At 69.3% G+C, this 20,364-nt stretch carries 13 protein-coding genes, 5 tRNA genes and 1 pseudogene; 12 read left to right on the forward strand and 7 right to left on the reverse strand.

The annotated features are described in order from the left end of the window. The first annotated feature begins 494 nt into the window (after positions 1-494). Entirely contained in the window at positions 495-701 is a 207-nt protein-coding gene (gene bldC / locus OG306_RS20105; RefSeq protein WP_003949541.1) for a developmental transcriptional regulator BldC, read from the forward strand. A 567-nt stretch (positions 702-1,268) separates the two neighbouring features. Here the strand turns inward: bldC and OG306_RS20110 are convergent. The 3 genes from OG306_RS20110 to hrpA all read right to left on the reverse strand — a co-directional run bounded on the left by OG306_RS20110 (position 1,269) and on the right by hrpA (position 5,774). After that, entirely contained in the window at positions 1,269-1,502 is a 234-nt protein-coding gene (locus OG306_RS20110) for a DUF6274 family protein (protein WP_266747481.1), read from the reverse strand. Between the two features lie 146 nt (positions 1,503-1,648). Further along, positions 1,649-1,723, reverse strand: a tRNA-Asp gene (locus OG306_RS20115). A 115-nt stretch (positions 1,724-1,838) separates the two neighbouring features. Then, entirely contained in the window at positions 1,839-5,774 is a 3,936-nt protein-coding gene (gene hrpA / locus OG306_RS20120) for an ATP-dependent RNA helicase HrpA (protein WP_327349524.1), read from the reverse strand. A 162-nt stretch (positions 5,775-5,936) separates the two neighbouring features. On the opposite strand from hrpA, the gene OG306_RS20125 reads away from it, so the two are divergent. The 3 genes from OG306_RS20125 to OG306_RS20135 are packed head-to-tail and all read left to right on the forward strand — an operon-like array spanning position 5,937 to position 8,092. After that, positions 5,937-6,347 (forward strand): hypothetical protein, encoded by a 411-nt coding sequence (locus OG306_RS20125; protein ID WP_266752324.1) that lies wholly within the window; start codon positions 5,937-5,939, stop codon positions 6,345-6,347. 57 nt (positions 6,348-6,404) lie between these two features. Further along, positions 6,405-7,247 (forward strand): DsbA family protein, encoded by an 843-nt coding sequence (locus tag OG306_RS20130; RefSeq protein WP_371665531.1) that lies wholly within the window; start codon positions 6,405-6,407, stop codon positions 7,245-7,247. After that, complete coding sequence (locus tag OG306_RS20135) at positions 7,244-8,092, forward strand: cytochrome c biogenesis CcdA family protein (RefSeq protein WP_266747484.1); 849 nt, start codon at positions 7,244-7,246, stop codon at positions 8,090-8,092. Before OG306_RS20130 ends, OG306_RS20135 begins: the two co-directional genes overlap by 4 nt. Positions 8,093-8,130: 38 nt before the next feature. On the opposite strand, the gene OG306_RS20140 is transcribed toward OG306_RS20135, so the two are convergent. The 3 genes from OG306_RS20140 to OG306_RS20150 all read right to left on the reverse strand — a co-directional run bounded on the left by OG306_RS20140 (position 8,131) and on the right by OG306_RS20150 (position 8,415). Beyond that, positions 8,131-8,207, reverse strand: a tRNA-Phe gene (locus OG306_RS20140). Positions 8,208-8,229: 22 nt separating this feature from the next. Further along, positions 8,230-8,304, reverse strand: a tRNA-Asp gene (locus tag OG306_RS20145). Between the two features lie 38 nt (positions 8,305-8,342). Then, positions 8,343-8,415: transfer RNA gene (locus tag OG306_RS20150), tRNA-Glu, on the reverse strand. Positions 8,416-8,745: 330 nt separating this feature from the next. On the opposite strand from OG306_RS20150, the gene OG306_RS20155 reads away from it, so the two are divergent. The 7 genes from OG306_RS20155 (at position 8,746) to OG306_RS20185 (ending at position 18,236) form a co-directional block, all read left to right on the forward strand. Next, positions 8,746-9,096 carry a metallopeptidase family protein gene (locus tag OG306_RS20155; RefSeq protein ID WP_266747485.1) on the forward strand — a complete coding sequence of 117 codons (351 nt, stop codon included), beginning with the start codon at positions 8,746-8,748 and terminating at the stop codon, positions 9,094-9,096. A 232-nt stretch (positions 9,097-9,328) separates the two neighbouring features. After that, complete coding sequence (locus tag OG306_RS20160; protein ID WP_371665532.1) at positions 9,329-9,919, forward strand: hypothetical protein; 591 nt, start codon at positions 9,329-9,331, stop codon at positions 9,917-9,919. A gap of 239 nt (positions 9,920-10,158) precedes the next feature. Next, complete coding sequence (locus OG306_RS20165) at positions 10,159-12,369, forward strand: DEAD/DEAH box helicase (RefSeq protein WP_266747487.1); 2,211 nt, start codon at positions 10,159-10,161, stop codon at positions 12,367-12,369. Between the two features lie 239 nt (positions 12,370-12,608). Further along, complete coding sequence (locus OG306_RS20170) at positions 12,609-14,744, forward strand: FG-GAP repeat domain-containing protein (RefSeq protein WP_371665533.1); 2,136 nt, start codon at positions 12,609-12,611, stop codon at positions 14,742-14,744. After that, positions 14,744-16,297, forward strand: coding sequence for an FG-GAP-like repeat-containing protein (locus OG306_RS20175; protein WP_266905995.1), 1,554 nt, complete (start codon positions 14,744-14,746; stop codon positions 16,295-16,297). Before OG306_RS20170 ends, OG306_RS20175 begins: the two co-directional genes overlap by 1 nt. Positions 16,298-16,519: 222 nt before the next feature. Then, entirely contained in the window at positions 16,520-18,049 is a 1,530-nt protein-coding gene (locus OG306_RS20180) for an amino acid permease (RefSeq protein ID WP_266747490.1), read from the forward strand. A gap of 114 nt (positions 18,050-18,163) precedes the next feature. Continuing rightward, positions 18,164-18,236: transfer RNA gene (locus OG306_RS20185), tRNA-Lys, on the forward strand. Between the two features lie 34 nt (positions 18,237-18,270). On the opposite strand, the pseudogene OG306_RS20190 reads toward OG306_RS20185, so the two are convergent. Then, a pseudogene (locus tag OG306_RS20190) lies at positions 18,271-19,098 on the reverse strand (site-specific integrase); the annotation flags it as partial. A gap of 698 nt (positions 19,099-19,796) precedes the next feature. On the opposite strand from OG306_RS20190, the gene OG306_RS20195 reads away from it, so the two are divergent. Continuing rightward, complete coding sequence (locus OG306_RS20195; protein ID WP_266747491.1) at positions 19,797-20,219, forward strand: secondary thiamine-phosphate synthase enzyme YjbQ; 423 nt, start codon at positions 19,797-19,799, stop codon at positions 20,217-20,219. Positions 20,220-20,364: the final 145 nt, after the last annotated feature.

A 20,364-nucleotide genomic window follows, 5' to 3' on the forward strand; every position in this document is an offset into this window, starting at 1 on the left:
CCCGTGTGACACGTGAGACTGAAGGGGCGGGAGCCTACCTCGGTGGTCGTAGGACCTACGTCCTGAACCGGGCCTTTGCCTCAAGCGTGACGGATAGCACTAACGGGGCTCTTGCGCCCTTCCCTACTCCTCGTGCCAAAATAGGACAAGGAGCCCGGGGAGGGCTCCATCCGTCCAACTATGGGCGGATCGCTCTGCATTGCACGCTATGGGGGGTCTGGTGACTCCTGATCGCTCTGTGACTGATCGTCACAGCGGTGTGACTGTCCGCTATGGCATGGTCCATCGGCTTCCGTCGCTGATGAACACCTGGGAGGGCAATTCCATCGGTTTGGCCGACGTGGCTGGACGGATGGTGTAGTTGTAGTGCCGAGGACAAGCCGTTCGTCCTATAACCGACTCGGCCCGCGTCCGCCATTTCGGGCAACGTGGGTCAAGGTGCAGAATTTAGAGGAAAGAACCGAGATGGTTCGGTTCTCCCGAGGAGGCCGCTCATGACCGCTCGCACCCCTGATGCCGAGCCGCTGCTGACCCCGGCTGAGGTTGCCACGATGTTCCGCGTGGACCCGAAGACGGTTACACGCTGGGCCAAGGCAGGCAAGCTCACGTCCATCCGCACGCTCGGTGGACATCGCCGGTACCGCGAGGCAGAGGTCCGCGCACTGCTTGCGGGTATTCCGCAGCAGCGCAGCGAGGCCTGACACACCCCTGTCGCCGCGTCACAACTGGGAGTTCGGGTCCCCCAACCCGCACTGCCCACCCATAGCTCCAAATGACGGGCGCCCGCCCCAACGGGCGCCATACCTGTGCCCTGGGTGCGTCATTCGATCGCGCTGGACTCCGCCGGGTCCAGCGCGATCTTTTTTGTGCGCTCGCGGTCCTGGGATCCCCGTGATCGTCCCCGGGGCCGCCGACGGTCCCGCGGCCCTCGCCGTCCGTGCCCTCCGGGGTTCCGGGCGGCTCCGGCGCCGTTGAAAACCGGGCGTCCGGTTGGCTCCGGCCGGGAGCCGGGCGGGGTGCCGCGCGAGCTTGCGCGGGTCTGTGCGGGAGTGTTCCCGGCTGCCCCGCGGAAGCCGGGATGTGACGGTCCGGAAGGTCCCGCGACGCTTCCGTCCTCGGAGTGCAATTGCACATATTAAATTCGCTAGTTGTAGGACGGGCGTAAAGTCCCCCCTTCTTAAAACTCATTCGGTGACTCCCGTCACACTGCATGAGCCTTGCCAAGTGCGAGCCCGCCGCCTTCGGGAAGCGGGTTGCCCCGCGCTCGGTCACCCGGTCGAGGGGCTTTGGTTCCGGGCCCCTGAGGCCCCGTCCTGGCGCCGGGCGTGCCGGTCCGGCGGCTTGGACGGGAGAGCGGCCCGGGAGGCCGTCACAGGCCCCATGGCGAGCCGCAGAAGCCGATGGTGGGCCGGACGGTGGCGAGCGAGGTGATGGAAGCCGGAAGCGGCGGCCGGACGGGCGCGCGGGAGCGCGCGGATCTCGTGCCCGGCGGACGCCGGCATACCCCCCACCTCCCGGCGGACCGCCGCCCCGCGCGCAGGAGCGCGGGGGAAGAGGGGCGGGCCTGCTGTCTGAGTACTCGCCGGCGGTTGTCGGAGTCAAGACGCGCGAAAGCCCGGATCCAGAAGGATCCGGGCTTTCGTTATTGCGGTCCTGACGGGATTTGAACCCGCGGCCTCCACCTTGACAGGGTGGCGAGCACTCCAAACTGCTCCACAGGACCAGGTTTTCGCGGCTGCCTTGCGGCTGGCTGCGAAGACAGACTGTACAGCAGGTCAGAGGGTCCGGTCGACCTCACCGAAGGTGGTGACTCCGTTACGGGCGCGGACGGGGCGCGCTCACGGTGCCGCCGCGTCGATCGCCTTCACGATCCGCTTGTCGGAGACGGGGTAGGCCGTCCCCAGGGCGTGCGCGAAATAGCTGACCCGGAGCTCCTCGATCATCCAGCGGATGTCCAGGACCTCCTGCGGCACGGGCCTGCCCTGCGGCAGCTGTTCGAGCAGCCAGGCGTACTCGTCCTGCATCTCGTGGACCTTCGCCATGCGCGTGGTGTCGCGCTGGACGGCCGTCGGCATCTGCTGGAGCCGGCGGTCCGCGGCGACCAGATAGCGCATCAGGTCGGGCAGCCTGCGCAGCCCGGTCGCGGTGACGAAGCCCGGTGGTACGAGGGCCGCGAGCTGGTCCCGCACATCGGTGACGTTGTCGGCCAGGACCAGGCTGTTGGTGGCCTTCAGGCGCCGCTCGCAGGACTGCCAGGCGGCCAGCACCTGCTGGACCTGCTTGACCGTGTGCTCGGTCAGGGCGACGAGGTCGGCGCGCACCTTGTCGTACAGCTTCCGGAACGACTCCTCGTCCCACGCCGGGCCGCCGTGCGCGCCGATCAGCCGGTCGGCGGCCGCCGTCGCGCAGTCCTCGAAGAGCGCCTGGATGGAGCCGTGCGGATTGCGGGACAGCGCCAGCTTCTGCTGGTTCGTCAGCTTGTCCGAGGCGAACTTCGCCGGATTCACCGGCACGTTCAGCATGATCAGCCTGCGGGTACCGAGCCACATCGCCCGCTGCTGCTCGGCCTCGGTGTCGAAGAGCCGCACGGCCACTGTCCCGCCCTGGTCGACGAGCGCCGGATACGCCTTGACCGGCTGCCCGGCCCTTCGGGTCTCGAAGACGCGGTTCAGCGTGCCGATCGTCCAGTCCGTGAGGCCCGAACGCTCGATGGACTCGCCCGTGGGCCCCGCAGTGGCCGCGGCGGCCTTGGAGAGGGCCTGACGGGCCTTGGGGCGCAGCTGGAGCTTCAGCGCGTCCAGGTCCTTGTCCTCGGCCACCTTGCGGCGCCGCTCGTCGACGATCCGGAACGTGATCTTCAGGTGGTCCGGGACGCGGGTCAGGTCGAAGTCGTCGGCCGTGACCGGGACGCCGACCATGCGCTGGAGCTCACGGGCGAGCGTGACCGGCAGCGGCTCCTGCAGCGGAACGGCCCGGTCGAGGAATTTGTCCGCGTAGTTCGGCGCGGGGACGTAGTGCCGGCGGATCGGCTTGGGCAGCGAGCGGATCAGCTCGGTGACCACTTCCTCGCGCAGGCCCGGGATCTGCCAGTCGAAGCCCTCGGCGGTGACCTGGTTGAGCACCTGGAGCGGCACGTGGACGGTCACACCGTCGGCGTCCGCGCCGGGCTCGAACTGGTACGTGACACGGAACTTGAGCTTCCCCTGCCGCCAGGAGTCCGGGTAGTCGTCCTTGGTGACGGCCCCGGCCTTCTCGTTGATGAGCATCGAGCGCTCGAAGTCCAGCGCGTCCGGCTCGTCGCGGCGCTTGTGCTTCCACCAGGAGTCGAAGTGCGCCCCGGAGACCACGTGCTCGGGGATGCGCTGGTCGTAGAAGTCGAAGAGCGTCTCGTCGTCCACGAGGATGTCGCGGCGCCGGGCGCGGTGCTCCAGCTCCTCGACCTCGCCGAGGAGTTTGCGGTTGTCGTGGAAGAACTGGTGGTGCGTCCGCCAGTCGCCCTCGACCAGAGCGTTGCGGATGAACAGATCGCGGGACGTCTCGGCGTCGATACGGCCGAAATTGATCTTGCGCTGAGCGACGATCGGCACCCCGTACAGCGTGACCCGCTCGTACGCCATCACCGCCGCCTGGTCCTTCTCCCAGTGCGGCTCGCTGTACGTGCGCTTCAGCAGATGCTGGGCCAGCGGCTCGATCCACTCCGGCTCGACCCTGGCGTTGACCCGCGCCCACAGCCGGGACGTCTCGACCAGCTCGGCCGACATCACGAACCGCGGCTGCTTCTTGAAGAGCGCCGAGCCGGGGAAGATCGCGAATTTGGCGCTGCGGGCCCCGAGGTACTCGTTCTTCTCGGTGTCCTTCAGTCCGATGTGCGAGAGCAGCCCGGCCAGCAGCGAGGTGTGCACCGACTGTTCGGGCGCGTCCTCCTCATTGAGGTGGATGCCCATCTGCTTGGCGACCGTACGCAGCTGCGCGTAGATGTCCTGCCATTCGCGGATGCGCAGGAAGTTCAGATACTCCTGCTTGCACATCCGGCGGAAGCTGGACGAGCCGCGCTCCTTCTGCTGCTCGCGGATGTACCGCCACAGATTCAGGAACGCCAGGAAGTCGGAGGTCTCGTCCTTGAAGCGGGCGTGCTGCTGATCGGCCTGCGTCTGCTTCTCCGAGGGCCGCTCGCGCGGGTCCTGGATGGAGAGCGCGGCTGCGATCACCATGACCTCGCGGGCACAGCCGTTGCGCTCGGCCTCGATGACCATGCGGGCCAGACGCGGGTCGACGGGCAGCTGCGAGAGCTTCCGGCCGAGCTGGGTGAGCCGCTGCCCCTTCTTTCCCTCCCGGGGGGACTTCTCCTCCAGGTCCAGCGCGCCGAGCTCCTGGAGGAGCTGGATGCCGTCGCGGATGTTGCGGTGGTCCGGCGGATCGATGAAGGGGAACTTCTCGATGTCGCCGAGGCCGGCCGCGGTCATCTGCAGGATGACGGAGGCGAGGTTCGTACGCAGGATCTCGGGGTCGGTGAACTCCGGACGGGTCAGGAAGTCGTCCTCGGAGTACAGCCGGATGCAGATGCCGTCCGATGTACGGCCGCAGCGGCCCTTGCGCTGGTTGGCGCTGGCCTGCGAGATCCGCTCGATCGGCAGCCGCTGGACCTTGGTGCGGTGGCTGTAGCGGGAGATCCGGGCATTGCCCGGGTCGATCACGTACTTGATGCCGGGAACGGTCAGCGATGTCTCGGCGACGTTGGTCGCCAGCACGATCCTGCGTCCCGTGTGGCGCTGGAAGACCCGGTGCTGCTCGGCGTGCGACAGGCGGGCGTAGAGGGGGAGGACCTCGGTGTGGCGGAGGTTCTTCTTGTTCAGCGCGTCCGCGGTGTCGCGGATCTCGCGCTCACCGGAGAGGAAGACCAGGACATCGCCCGGACCCTCCGACTGGAGCTCGTCGACGGCGTCGCAGATCGCGGTGATCTGGTCGCGGTCGGAGTCGTCGCCCTCCTCTTCGAGCAGGGGGCGATAACGGACCTCCACAGGGTACGTACGTCCGCTGACCTCGACGATCGGCGCCTCGCCGAAGTGGCGCGCGAACCGCTCGGGGTCGATCGTCGCCGACGTGATGACGATCTTCAGGTCCGGGCGCTCGGGCAGCAGCCTGGCCAGATAGCCGAGCAGGAAGTCGATGTTCAGCGACCGCTCGTGGGCCTCGTCGATGATGATCGTGTCGTACGCGCGCAGCTCGCGGTCCGTCTGGATCTCGGCGAGCAGGATGCCGTCCGTCATCAGCTTGACGAACGTCGCATCGGGGTTCACCTGGTCGGTGAAGCGGACCTTCCAGCCGACCGCCTCGCCCAGCGGGGTCTTCAGCTCGTCGGCGATGCGCTCGGCGACCGTACGGGCCGCGATCCGACGCGGCTGGGTGTGCCCGATCATGCCCCGGACCCCACGCCCCAGCTCCATACAGATCTTCGGGATCTGCGTGGTCTTGCCCGAGCCGGTCTCCCCGGCGACGATCACGACCTGGTGGTCGCGTATCGCCTCCAGGATCTCGTCCTTCTTCTGACTGACCGGGAGCTGTTCCGGGTAGGACACGACGGGCATGCGCTCGGCGCGCAGCGCGGTCCGCCCGGCTGCCTTTGCGGTCTCGGTGGCGATTTCGTCCAGCACGGACTGGCGGGCCTCGGGCTTACGGATACGGCGCGCCCCTTCGAGACGGCGGCCGAGCCGGTGCGCATCGCGGAGCGAGAGATGCCCGAGCTGTGACTGGAGATCAGCGAAGGAAGTAGACATACGGGTCCCAGGATCGCACCCGGGCCCGATGAACGGCGAACGCATTTTGTGCGTTCCTGGTCACCGGACCGGCACTGCGCGGAGGCGAGGGATCACAGCACGTACCATTTCGGGCAGCTGATCAACCGTTGCCTCTGCCCGGAAAGGCCGGTCGCCGTGTCCGTGTCCCGTACGCAGTGGTGCTGTCTGGTGGCGGTGTTCGCGGTCGTACTGGGGCTGTTCTGCGGACCGGCGACGGCCGTCGTGGGTGCCGGGGCCGACGGCAAAAGGCCGGTGGCCTCGGACGGCCCCGTCAAGGGCGCTGTTCCGGACGGTCCCGGGGCGATCGTCGCGTCGGCCCCGGACAGGCACGGGACTCCGGGGTGCGGCAAGAGCCGGAAGCGCGACGAGGGCGGCGAGCCGGCTCTGCCGGGCCGGTCCCGTGCGGCGCACGACCAGGCGCCCGGCCTCGCCGTGTGGGGCCTGCCCGCCGCCACCGGACCGGGACCGGCCCACCCACCCGTACAGATAGGGCCGCGCGGTCCCGTGTCCGCCGCGCCCTCTCCGGTCGAGCTCTCCGTACTGCGGGTGTAGACGGCCCCTCCCGCCCGGCCGTTCCTCATCCCCTGCATAGCCAGCACGGAGTCCCGCATGTCCAAGCCCACATCCACACCCTCGTCCTCGTCCTCACGTGCGACGGCGTCACGTACAGCGGCGTCGTCGTCCAGGAAGCCGCTGATCTACGGCGCCGGAGTCGTCCTCGCCGCTTCGCTGCTCGGCCTCGTGTCCTACTGGGCCACCGCCCCCGACCACTCCGGTTCGTCCGCTCCCTCCTCCTCGTCGGTCGCCGATGCCACCACCGACCCGGACGCCGGCGTCTATCCGGAGCTGGCCGGGCTCGCCCGGCGTGACGCCGGTGACAAGCTCGCGCAGGGCCGGGTGGACGCGCCTGTCGTCCTCATCGAGTACGCCGACTTCAAGTGCGGCTACTGCGCCAAGTTCGCCCGCGACACCGAACCCGCCCTGGTGAAGAAGTACGTCGGCGACGGCACCCTGCGCATCGAGTGGCGCAACTTCCCGATCTTCGGCGCCGAGTCCGAGGCCGCCGCCCGGGCCGCCTGGGCCGCCGGACAGCAGGGCCGCTTCTGGCAGTTCCACCGTGCCGCGTACGCCGAGGGGGGCAAGGAGAAGGGATTCGGCAAGGACCGGCTGAAGGCGCTGGCCCAGCAGGCGGGCGTGCCGGATCTCGACCGGTTCGCGCGCGACGCGGACAGCTCCGCCGCCTCCGCCGCGGTGGGCAAGGACCAGGAACAGGGATACGGGATCGGGGTGACCTCCACCCCGTCGTTCCTGATCAACGGCCGCCCGATCGCCGGAGCCCAGCGGACGGAGACCTTCGCCCGGGTCATCGAGGCGGCCGCCGAGAAGGCACGCGGCACGGCGGACGCCAAGACCGGTGGCGGCACCCGGGGCACCGAGGACGGTGCGGAATGACGGCTGACATCGGCTACTTCGCGGCCTTCCTCGGCGGACTGCTCGCCCTGGTCAGCCCGTGCAGCGCCCTGCTGCTGCCGGCCTTCTTCGCGTACTCCATCGACTCCACCTCACGGCTCCTGGCCCGCACCGGCATCTTCTACGCCGGTCTGGCCACCACCCTGGTCCCGCTCGGCGCCGCGGGCTCGTACGCGGGACGGCTCTTCTACAGCCACCGCGACGCGCTCGTCCTCGGCGCCGGGTGGCTGATCATCGTGCTCGGCATCGCGCAGATCGTGGGTCTGGGCTTCGCCTCGCGCCGGATCGCCGCGCTGAGCGGCCGGATCCGCCCGACCACCGCCGTATCCGTCTATGCGCTGGGGGCCGTATACGGACTGGCCGGTTTCTGCGCGGGACCGATCCTCGGCAGCGTCCTCACCGTCGCGGCGGTCAGCGGCAGCCCGGTCTACGGCGGGCTGCTGCTCGCCGTCTACGCCCTGGGCATGGCCGTCCCGCTCTTTCTGCTCGCCCTGCTCTGGGAACGCTTCGACCTGGGCCGCCGGGCCTGGCTGCGCGGGCGCACCTTCCGGCTCGGCCGTTTCGAGCTGCACACCACGACGCTGCTGTCGGGGCTCTTCTTCACCGGGCTCGGCGCGTTGTTCCTCGCGTACGACGGGACGACCGCGCTGCCCGGGCTTCTGAATGTGGACGATTCGTTCGCCGTCGAGCAGTGGGCCCAGCGCATCGGCGAGCACGTGCCGGACGCCATGGCGCTGGTGGCCGTGGTCGCGGTGGTGCTGCTGGTGCTGGCGGTACGGGCGTGGCGCGGCCGGGGCGTGAACTCGGCGGACCGGGAAGAGGCCTGACACGGCGAAGGCCCCGTCCATCGGACGGGGCCTTCGGGTGGTGGCTGGGGCCGGGATCGAACCGGCGACCTATCGCTTTTCAGGCGATCGCTCGTACCAACTGAGCTACCCAGCCACGCAGCTCATAAGGGCTGCAGCGGTCCTGACGGGATTTGAACCCGCGGCCTCCACCTTGACAGGGTGGCGAGCACTCCAAACTGCTCCACAGGACCAAGCTGTTGTGCGACTAAGTGTCGCACAAGGTTGTGCGTGCCCCCAACGGGATTCGAACCCGTGCTACCGCCTTGAAAGGGCGGCGTCCTGGGCCACTAGACGATGAGGGCAGAACTGCTGGTGCTGCTGCTTCTGTGTCTGTCGCCCTGGAGGGTGTCAGAAGCGTCTGAGCTCCGCTTCCCCTCAAGAGGTTCCACTTTTCCTTCAACCTCTGGGGTCTCAGAACGGTCAAGCCCTGACCGGCGCCCTTGGGCACGTCGGAGACTGTACTACGGCGTTTCGGCGTCAGCCAAACCGAATAGGCGAAGGGGTCGCTCCGGCCGGAGTTTTCCCCCGCGGACGACGGCTGACCTGGGCCGCCGCCCGTGTCGGGCCGGGGCGGCACGCGGTGTGCGGTGCGGTCCGGGGCTCGCCGATCGGGCGTACGGGACAATGGCCGGGTGCTGGAGATGACGCGCGAAGAGTTCGAAGAACTGGTCGCCGAGGCGCTGGACCGGATCCCGCCGGAGCTGACGCGGCTGATGGACAACGTCGCGGTGTTCGTCGAGGACGAACCGGACCCGGGTGATCCGCAGCTGCTCGGGCTGTACGAGGGCACGCCGCTGACCGATCGCGGCGAGTGGTACGCGGGGGTGCTGCCGGACCGGATCACCATCTACCGCGGGCCGACGCTGCGGATGTGCGAGTCGCGCGAGGACGTCGTGGCCGAGACCGAGATCACGGTCGTTCACGAGATCGCCCACCATTTCGGCATCGATGACGAGAGGCTGCACGCGCTCGGCTACGGCTGAGCGCGCGGGCGCCGCGCGGGCGCCGCGTGGGTGGCGTGCGGGTGGCGTGCGGGGGCCGCGTGGGTGGCGTGCGGGGGCCGAGGGCGCCGTGCGGGTGGTACGCGGGAGGTGTGCGGGAGGTGTGCGGGCCGGCGGCGGGGCGTGTCCCCGGCGGGGCTAAGGGAGTTGGGCACAGCGTCCCCACTTTTTCCGTACCGCCCCGCCCCCTCTTCGTCCCCCGGAGGTGCCTCCCGTGCGCCAGTTCTCCGCCCCCGTCCGGTGGGCGTCCGTCATCGCAGTGACGGTCGCCGCGTCCACAGGCTGCATGAGCGTCGGCGACGACGGAGGGAAACCGTCGCCGTCGCGGTCGTCCGACTCGAAGGGCGGCGGGGCCGAGCCGGACGGCGGCACCGTGGCGGGCACGGGCAGCGGCCGCACCGGTGGTGGCCGTGCCGAGGCGCACTCCGAGCGTGAGGCGGCCGAGTCCCCGGAGCCGAGCGGCTCCGCCGAGCCGTCGGGCGAGCCCGGCGGCGTACGCCCCGGCGCGGAGCCCGGTGAGCCGGGGGGTTCGGGGGCGGCGCCGGGTGGCGGGCTGCCCGCGCCCGCGGCCTCGCAGCCGGGGCCCGGCGCGCCGCAGCGGCCCGAATCCCTGCCGCCGTCCCGGCCCGCCACCCCCGAGCCGCCCGCTTCCTCGGAGCCGGACCCGGACCCGGAGCCCTCGGAACCGTCGCCGCAGCCTTCCGCTTCGTCGGGGGCTCAGCTCCGTAACGACGCGATGAGTGCGTCGGCGGAGCCGTCGTCGCTGCGGACGCCGGACGTATCGCCGCAGGTGGAGCCGGTGTAGCGGGGGGCCGGAGGAGGGCGGTTTGCGCGATGTGGGGGGGAGTGCGTATGGTAGTAGATCGTTTGATCCCATTGCCCGGCGCCGAAACAGAAGCGCGCCGTGTGGCGCGTACTCTCCCTTGCCGTGGCTGGACCGCATTGAGGCGGTCGAAATTGCGAATCACGGAGTTACGGGCGCGTGCCGAGACTCCGGAAGGTTTCGCATTTCGCATGTCAATTTCCAGTTCTGACCACACCGTCATGCCCGAGAACGTCGAGAACATCGACAACGTCAACAACGACGAGCTCATCGAGGCCGCAGAGGCCGTCGTCGCCGAGGCCGTTGCCTCCGTCGAGGCCGACGCACCCCAGGCCGAGGAGGCCGGTACCGACTCCGCCGTCGACGCGGTCGACGCGGTCGACGCCGAGCCGACCGTCACCTTCGGGGACCTGGGCCTGCCCGAGGGCATCGTCCGCAAGCTCGCGCAGAACGGTGTGACCGCGCCCTTCCCGATCCAGGCCGCGACCATCCCGGACGCCCTGGCCGGCAAGGACATCCTGGGCCGCGGCCGTACCGGCTCCGGCAAGACCCTCTCCTTCGGTCTGCCTACCCTGGCCACGCTGGCCGGCGGCCACACCGAGAAGAAGAAGCCCCGCGCGGTCATCCTCACCCCGACCCGTGAGCTCGCGATGCAGGTAGCGGACGCGCTGCAGCCGTACGGCGACGTCCTCGGCCTGAAGATGAAGGTCGTCTGCGGCGGTACGTCGATGGGCAACCAGATCTACGCGCTGGAGCGCGGTGTCGACATCCTCGTCGCCACCCCGGGCCGGCTGCGCGACATCATCAACCGGGGCGCCTGCTCCCTGGAGAACGTCCAGGTCGCCGTCCTCGACGAGGCCGACCAGATGTCCGACCTGGGCTTCCTGCCCGAGGTCACCGAGCTGCTCGACCAGGTTCCGGTCGGCGGTCAGCGCATGCTCTTCTCCGCCACGATGGAGAACGAGATCGGCACGCTGGTCAAGCGCTACCTGAACAAGCCGGTGAGCCACGAGGTCGACAGCGCCCAGGGCAACGTCACGACCATGTCGCACCACGTCCTCGTCGTGAAGCCGAAGGACAAGGCGCCCGTCACCTCCGCCATCGCCGCCCGCAAGGGCCGCACGATCATCTTCGTCCGTACCCAGCTGGGAGCGGACCGCATCGCCGAGCAGCTCATCGAGTCGGGTGTGAAGGCGGACGCGCTGCACGGCGGTATGACGCAGGGCGCCCGTACCCGCGTTCTTGAGGACTTCAAGAAGGGTTACGTCAACGCGCTCGTCGCGACCGACGTCGCCGCCCGCGGTATCCACGTCGACGGCATCGACCTGGTCCTGAACGTGGACCCGGCCGGTGACCACAAGGACTACCTGCACCGCTCGGGCCGTACCGCCCGGGCCGGCAAGTCCGGTGTCGTCGTCTCGCTGGCGCTGCCGCACCAGCGCCGCCAGATCTTCCGCCTGATGGAGGACGCGGGCGTCGACGCCTCCCGCCATATCGTGCAGGGCGCGGGCGTCTTCGAGCCGGAGGTCGCCGAGATCACCGGTGCCCGTTCGCTGACCGAGGTCCAGGCCGACTCCGCGAGCAACGCCGCGAAGCAGGCCGAGCGCGAGGTCGCCGACCTGACCAAGCAGCTGGAGCGCGTCCAGCGCCGCGCCGGTGAGCTGCGCGAGGAGGCCGACCGCCTCGTCGCCCGTGCCGCGCGCGAGCGGGGCGACGACCCGGAGACCGCGGTGGCCGAGGCCGCCGCCGAGGCGGAGGCCGCGATCGAGGCCGCCGTCTCCGTACCGGAGCAGCCCTCCGCGCGTGACGACCGTCGTGACGACCGCGGCAACTTCGACCGCCGGGACAACCGTGGCGGCGACCGCGGCGGCTACCGCGGTGGCAACGACCGCGGTGGCGACCGTGGTTTCCAGCGTCGTGACGACCGTCCGTCGGGTGGCTTCCGCCGCGACAACGACCGTCCGGCGTTCAACCGTGACCGTCGTGACGACCGTCCGTCGGGCGGCTTCCGCTCCGGTGGCGGCGACCGTCGGGACGACCGTGGTGGCCGTTCCTTCGAGCGCCGCGACAACGACCGTCCGGCGTTCAACCGTGACCGTCGTGACGACCGTCCCTCGGGCGGCTTCCGCTCCGGTGGCAGCGACCGTCGGGACGACCGTGGTGGCCGTTCCTTCGAGCGCCGCGACAACGACCGTCCGGCGTTCAACCGTGACCGTCGTGACGACCGTCCCTCGGGCGGCTTCCGCTCCGGCGGCAGCGACCGTCCGTTCAACCGTGACCGTCGTGACGACCGTCCGTCGGGCGGCTTCCGCTCCGGTGGCAGCGACCGCCCGACCGGCCGCCGTGACGACCACCGTGGCACCGGCACCGGCACCAACACCGGTTCCTTCGGCCGCCGCGACGACAAGCCGCGCTGGAAGCGCAACGGCTGAACGCCGTGAGGACCTGCTGAAGGTCCGCTGAAAGGTCCACGGAAAGCGGGCCCGCTCTTTGCGAGCGGGCCCGCTTTTCTTTTCGCTTCCCTCACATGAGTGACCACTGCTAGCATCCGGCCACTTGCACAGGGGCGGCCGGGGGGCTTTGCGAGCTCTACGTGATTCCTTTGCGGCGGGCCGCCGTCGATCACCTGTGCCCTTCATGCCTTCGGGCATTCCGGGGAGGACTGACCCTTTTGGCTCGCCTTGCCTTTCCACGCGGTCGTGGCGCCCGGCGCCGTGTTGCCGCGCTGGCCGCTCTCACCGTGGTCGCGGCCGGTCTCGGCACGGTGCCGGGCGCCGTCGCCGCGGACGCGCCGGCACCCATCGCGACGAACGGTGTCTGGGGCATCGACTTCGCCGGTGGAGTGCTGAACACGGTGGAAGTCGCCCCGAGCGGCTGGCAGTTCGCGTTCGCCCGTCAGGTCTCCCCGGGCGGGATGACGGTGGGCGCTCCCACCTCGATGGGATACGTGGACACCTACGCCACCGGTGCGCATGCGAAGCGTGTGCCGTGCGACGCAGGTTCCTGCGTACTCCTGCGTGCCACCGGCAACGGCCATATGGGCCGCTTCTTCGTCAACAACAGCCGGGAAACCGCCCAGATCTGGCTGACGGGGAACAGCTACCACAGCTCCGACGAACCCGCTGTGACCGGTGGTCAGTTCGTGGACGCGACCGGACGCTACTTCGTCTACAACGCGACATCGACCGGCAAGCAGTACATCGACGACGTCGGGGTCCGCAGGTCGGATGTGCGGATGACCCGGTCCATCACCGCTGCCTCGGTATGGGGGGCGGTGCTGTGGACGGCTAGTTCCACCGCCGGAGCCGTCACCGCGATCGACCTCGAACAGAAGAAGGTCGTCCAGACCGTCGCCACCGGCGCCCCGTGCGTGATCAAGGAACTCCAGGCCATCGGCCGCTGGATCTACTGGAGCTGCGGCCCGAGCGGTGCCGCCGGGGTGTACGACCGTACGGCGAAGAAGAGCGTCACCGTGCCGTCCGGCGCCGCGCTCGTCGGCGACGGCTATCTCGTCCGGCACGACCGGACCGCCGGGAAACTGCTGCTCACCGACTTCCACACCGGGAAGGCCGCACCGCCCCGGGAGATCGCGGACCTGCCCGCGGGCGGCACCGCCGACCAGCGCCGGCTGACCTGGGCCGTGGACAAGTTCGGCGGCGACATCGCGTATGTCGGCCCGGACAAGTCGATCCGGATCGTGGAGAGCGGGGTGCCCGCGCAGCCACTCGCGAAGATCGAATCGGATCTCAACGACTGGTACATCGATCTCAAGAACAGCGGCGGCGGCCAGAACTGGGAGAGCACCTGGCAGCTCAACGCGCCCGCGACCTGGACGTTCGTGGTCAAGGACATCCGCGGGCGGGCGATCCGTACCCTCTCCGGCGGTCCCGGTGCCGAGGTCGGGGTCAACTGGGACGGCCGGACAGACAAGGGCGGCTACCCGACCAACGGGGTCCACACCTGGACGCTGACCGCCAGGGCCGCCAAGGGCGGCGGCACGTACACCACGAGCGGGAAGATCTCGGTCTCCGGCGGTGTCCAGGGCCATCACGACCAGGGCGGCTACGACTTCGGCGAGCTGGTCACGCTCAACTCCGCGGGCGCGCTGACCCTCCACTACACCGAAGGCAAGGGCAAGTTCGACTGGAAGCGCTCCGGCTCCGGCTGGCCCAAGGGCACGGTGGCCGTCCCGTTCGGGGACATGGGCAGCGACCGGTGCTCCGAGATGCTCGTACGGATGCCGAACGGGGAGCTGCGCCGGTACGCCGGAAAGTGCGGCGCCCCATACACCCCGAACAGCAGTCACACTTCGCTCGGCACGGGCTGGAACGCGTACAACGTCCTGACCGCGCCCGGCGATCTGACCGGTGACGGACGCACCGATCTGCTCGCGCGCAAGGCGTCGACCGGCGACATCTACCTCTTCGCCAACGACGGCCACGGCAAGCTGAAGGCCGGCGTGAAGATCCGTTCGGCCTGGACCGCCTACACGAAGATCGTGGGCGCCGGAGACCTCAACGGCGACGGGTACGGCGATGTGCTGGCCCGTCACAAGGACGGCACGCTCTACCGCTACGACGGCACCGCCACCGGGAAGCTGAAGGAACGGGTGAAGGTCTTCTCCGCGTGGGGCGCCTCGTACAACACCATCGTCGGGGTGGGAGACATCACCGGTGACGGGAAGGCCGACCTCGTCGAGCGGGACAGCTCCGGCAATCTCTACCGCAACAACGGCAACGGCAAGGGATCGTTCGGCTCGCGTACGAAGATTGCCACGGGGTGGCAGGCCTACAAGGGGATCTTCTGATGCGTATGAGGAAGCGGATACGACCGGGGAGCGGCCGGGCGCTCACCACCGTGACGGCAGCCGGTGCCGTACTCGCCGGGCTGCTGGGCTCCACACCACAGGCCCATGCGGCCACGACGGTTCCCTCGTGGCTCATACCGCTCCACTACTCCGACGACGCGGACGGCTCCCACCGGGCCTGCACGGGCATCACCCTGTCCAAGACCCGGACGCTGGCCACGCCCGACTGTTTCACCGGCCGCAGCCACGCGGACATGGAGTGGGACCACGACCTGAAGAGCGGCCTGCTGCGGGGAGGTAGCAGCGATCCGCGCTACCGGAGCCATCCGACGTACGACGCCGCCACGCGGCGGGGCGCCGTCTCGGTGGCGATCCGGGCGACGCCGGCCTCGTACGGCAAGCCGGTGATGGCCTCGCCGAGCGACACGGCGTTGTACGCCACGGGCGCCAAGGCGACGTTCTACTCGTGGTCCGGCCTGGACCTGGACGACGCCCCGCGGGTCCGTCACACCGAGCAGGTCGTGCTCAAGTCGGCCGCGACCTGCGCCACCTTGCTCGGCCGCACGCTGCCGGGCGGCACACTCTGCACCGTACCGGCGCCCGGCGCTCCCCCCGTCGCGGACGAGGACCAGTGCTTCGGCGACGCGGGCGGAGCGCTCGTCGGCGGTGGCAAGCTCATCGCCATATCGGCCACCAGGGCCACCGGCTGTGTCGCGGGCGGGGTACGCCTCTACACCCGGATCTCCTCCTACCGGTCCACGATCACCGACTGGGCCCGTGACGTCGACCTCGACGAACGGATCAGCGGCTCGGTCCTGGCGCGGGAACCCAGCGACCTCATCGACCTCTGCACCACGAACCAGCAGGGCAAGCTGGACGGTTGTTACGTCGACAGAATGGGCTCGATGCTCGACTGGGACGACGATTTCGACTTCCTCACGCAACTGGGCGATCTGGGCGGCGACGGCAAGGGCGACCTGCTCGCCCGTACACCGGGCGGCACGCTCTACCGCATTCCCAACCCGCTCGCGTACGGCGAGGTCGGCGACGCCCCGAAGGTGAAACTGGGCACCGGCTGGTCCAAGTACAACAAGATCGTCGCCGCCCGCGACCTCAGCGGAGACGGCCTTCCCGACATCCTCGCCCGTGACACCTCGGGTGTGGTCTGGCTCCACCGCGGCAGGAGCGACGGCAGCCTGGCCGGCCGTACGAAGGTCACCACCTGGAAGAGCTACACCGCCATCGCGGGACGCGGGGACCTGTCGGGCGACGGCCGCGCGGACATCGTGACGCGGGACGGCGCCGGGGTGCTCTGGCTCTACCGCGGCAACGGCAAGGGCGGCTTCTCCCCACGTACGAAGATCGGATCGGGCTGGGGCAAGTACAACGCGATCGTCGGCAGCGGCGACATGGACCACAACGGGCGTCAGGACATCCTCGCGCGGACGCCCGCGGGCGCGGTGTACCTCTACAACGCGAACCACACGGGGGGCTTCTCGGCGCCGAAGAAGCTGGCCGACACCCGCTGGAAGAAGTACGCGCGGATCAGCTGAGGCGCGGGACGCACGACTCGGCTGAGGCGCGGGACATACGGATCAGCCGATCCGGCGAGAGCCGAAGAAGAGGCGGTGGGAGCTCAGGAAGGGCGCGGCCTGCGGGTCGCGCCCTTCCTGTTGCCGTGAAGTCCGTCGCGGGGCATGTCTGCCGGTGGTGTTTTCCCAGTCGTGACCACGGCGACCGCATGTGTCCTCCGCAGCGGGGGCATCGCTGGGGGCATGACAACAGACACCGGCGAGGACAGGCCGCCCACGGGCGTCTCCGACGAGGAGCGTCTCGCGCAGCTCGGGTACACGCAGACGCTGGCCCGGCGTATGTCGGCATTCTCCAACTACGCCGTCTCGTTCACGATCATCTCGGTGCTCTCCGGCTGCCTGACGCTGTATCTGTTCGGCATGAACACCGGCGGCCCCGCCGTCATCACCTGGGGCTGGGTCGGCGTCGGCCTGATGACGCTGTTCGTCGGCCTGGCGATGGCCGAGATCTGTTCGGCGTACCCGACCTCCGCCGGCCTCTACTTCTGGGCCCACCGGCTGGCCCCGCCGCGTTCGGCGGCGGCCTGGGCCTGGTTCACGGGCTGGTTCAACGTCCTCGGCCAGGTCGCCGTCACGGCCGGGATCGACTTCGGGGCGGCGTCGTTCCTCGGCGCGTATCTGAACCTCCAGTTCGGTTTCGAGGTCACCCCCACCCGTACGATCCTGCTCTTCGCCGCGATCCTGCTGCTGCACGGCCTGCTCAACACCTTCGGCGTCCGCATCGTCGCGATCCTGAACAGCGTGAGCGTGTGGTGGCATGTGATCGGTGTCGCCGTCATCGTCGGCGCGCTGACCTTCGTGCCGGACTCGCACCAGTCGGCGTCGTTCGTCTTCACCGAGTTCGTGAACAACACCGGCTGGGGCAGCGGCTTCTACGTCGTGATGATCGGTCTGCTGATGGCGCAGTACACCTTCACCGGCTACGACGCCTCCGCCCACATGACGGAGGAAACCCATGACGCGGCGACAGCGGGCCCGCGCGGCATCGTCCGGTCCATCTGGACCTCCTGGATCGCCGGCTTCGTCCTGCTCCTCGGCTTCACGTTCGCCATCCAGTCGTACGACGGCGCGCTGAACTCCCCGACCGACGCCCCGCCCGCCCAGATCCTTCTGGACGCCCTCGGCGCCACCACCGGCAAGCTCCTGCTGCTGGTCGTGATCGGCGCCCAGCTCTTCTGCGGCATGGCGTCCGTCACCGCCAACAGCCGCATGATCTACGCCTTCTCCCGCGACGGGGCCCTGCCCTGGTCCCGCGTCTGGCACACCGTCAGCCCGCGCACCCGCACCCCCGTCGCCGCGGTCTGGCTCGCCGCGATCGGTGCTCTGGCCCTGGGCCTCCCGTACCTGATCAACGTCACGGCCTACGCGGCGGTGACCTCGATCGCGGTGATCGGCCTGTACATCGCCTACGTCATCCCCACCCTGCTCCGCCTGCTCCGGGGCGACGACTTCACCCCGGGCCCCTGGCACCTGGGCCGCTGGTCCCGTCCGATCGGCATCATCGCGGTGACCTGGGTCGTGATCATCACGGTGCTCTTCATGCTGCCGCAGGTCTCACCGGTCACCTGGGAGACGTTCAACTACGCCCCCATCGCGGTCCTGGTGGTCCTCGGCTTCGCGACGACGTGGTGGCTGGCGTCGGCCCGGCACTGGTTCCTCACGCCGGATCACAAACGCACAACCACCCCTGAGGCCCCTGTCCGTACCCCGTGAGCCCCCGCACATTTCCTGCAGAACCCACGCGGATCCCACCGTGACAGGGCCCGGTAACCGATACCCGATCGGCGGCCGGGCCCCGGCGGGCTATGCTCAGGGGTGATTCGCCGGGGGCCGTTAGCTCAATTGGCAGAGCAGCGGACTTTTAATCCGTTGGTTGTGGGTTCGAGTCCCACACGGCCTACGCGAAGCAGGGAGGGGAAACCCCATCTGACCTGCTACTTAGCGCCTCGATCGGCTTCGTCCGGTCGGGGCGCTTCGTCGTTCCCGGCCTCTTGCGTGAGCGATGCGTGAGCGGACGGTCCGACAGCAGGGGCTACGGCGGGGGCCTTACGGGCACGTGGCACCAGCGCGGCGGCGGCTTCTGCCGCGGCTTTGTCGACCTCGGGCAGCAGGCTCGTGTACGTGTCCGACGTGAGCGTGATGGTGGAGTGACGCAGTGTCTCCTTGATCGTGTGGAGATCACCACCCCCGCCGTGGGTGAGAGTGGCCGCGACGTGACGCAGGTCGCGCAGGGTGATCGGCGGCAGGTCGGTGGTGGCGAGGATGCGGCGGAACGTCTCGGAGACCGTCTCCGGGTGCAGCCAGGAGCCGTCCTCGCGAGTGAAGACCTTGCCGGTCTCGTTCCAGGCGTCGCCCCACTTCTCCCGGGCGCTCAGCATCGCCTTGTGGTGCTCGCGCAGAAGAGCGACGTTGACGCTGTCCAACGCGATCGTGCTGGCGCTGCCGTCGGTCTTGGGGGCGGACTCGTAGGTGTCCCAGCCGTCGACGACGATTTCCTTGGCCGGGGTGATGAGGCCGGCGTTCAGGTCGACGTCGGTCCAGCTCTGGCCAACGGCCTCGCCCCTGCGAAGGCCACGGGTGCCGACGAGGTGGAAGAGGGCGTAGAGCCGATCGGATTCGGCCGCGTCCAGGAACGTGCCGAACTGCGCCGGTGTCCAGACCACTGAAGGGGTAGTGACCCTGGAGAGGGCGATGAGGCGGGCGCCGCACCGTCCTCCCCGTCTGGGTGGCGTGTGGGTCAGGCAAGCAGGGGCTGGCCGGCGGGGCGGTCAGGCTTCCAGTTACGGACCCATCTCGTTTCCGCCGACGCCCTGCTCTTTCAGTACTTGATTAACCGCGATAGCGGCTTCGTGTGCGTCTGCTGATTCACCGGCGTTGAGTGCCGCGAGGTAGTGCTCGCCGTGCTTTTCAGAGCGGCTCCGAGGACAACGCGCCGCACGTGATAAGCCAAGCGGCCCAGTCGGCCAGGGGGCCGCTCCCCCGCGGCCTCGTCGGGGGCGAACGGTTGTCCGCCGAGAGGCGAGACGCTGACCAGACGATCCCAACCGACAGGCTGGATCTCCGCAGGGGGCGGAAATCTGCCCAGATCGGAATCCACGGGGAGTGCCCGGTGCCACGCCTCGGGAGCCGACACCCGCCCCCACTCACGCCCCACCCGACGCAGCAGCCGCAGCTGCTCCTTGTCGAGCCCCGGCAGGACGGCCGACGTGCTCAGCGCGCCACACCGACCCCCCACCATTACTCTGCGCATGCGCCACATAGCAGAGTGTCTCCTATGGGTGCCTGTCCAAGCCGCAGCTTCGCGGCAACCTGCATCCCCCTCACCGAAGGAGCGTCGAAGCCTCGACGGCTGCCTCGCCGCTCACCGCGTTCGCGGCCCGTCGCCGTTACTCGTGGAGTTCCGGAGGAACAACCCATCCGGCCGTTAGCGCTCAGGCTCCGCGACGGGTACCGGTGAACCATGACTGGCACCTTCACCACCCGCACGATCAACATCACAACCGGCTCCACCGAGACCCTGCACGACCTCACGAACGCATGCTCCGCGTTCCTCCGAGAGGTGGCTCACGGGCGAAACGGACTGCTGAACATCTTCACCCCTCACGCGACGTCCGGCCTGGCCATCATCGAGACCGGCGCGGGCAGCGACGATGACCTGTTGGCGGCCCTCCGTGACGTTCTTCCCGCGGACGACCGCTGGCAACACCGCCACGGCAGTCCTGGCCACAGCAGCGCGCACATGCTCCCGGCTCTGGTCCCACCACACGCCACGTTGCCCGTAGTCGACGGTGAGCTGGAGCTGGGGACCTCGCAGTCCGTCGTACTCGTGAACACCGACCGGGACAACCCAGAACGCCAAGTCCGGCTGTCTTTCCTCAGCTGACCACACGACCCTGCACCTGGTCTTGGCCCCCTTGACGAGGCAATTCTTCAGCCGTCCACCCCAAGGTCTCCTGCGCCCAGATCGAACGTCTCGAAGAGCATGACCTTGGCCTCGCTCAGCGGGAGCCGCAGGGCCAGTTCCTCGG

The organism is Streptomyces sp. NBC_01241, assembly GCF_041435435.1.
Classification (GTDB): domain Bacteria; phylum Actinomycetota; class Actinomycetes; order Streptomycetales; family Streptomycetaceae; genus Streptomyces.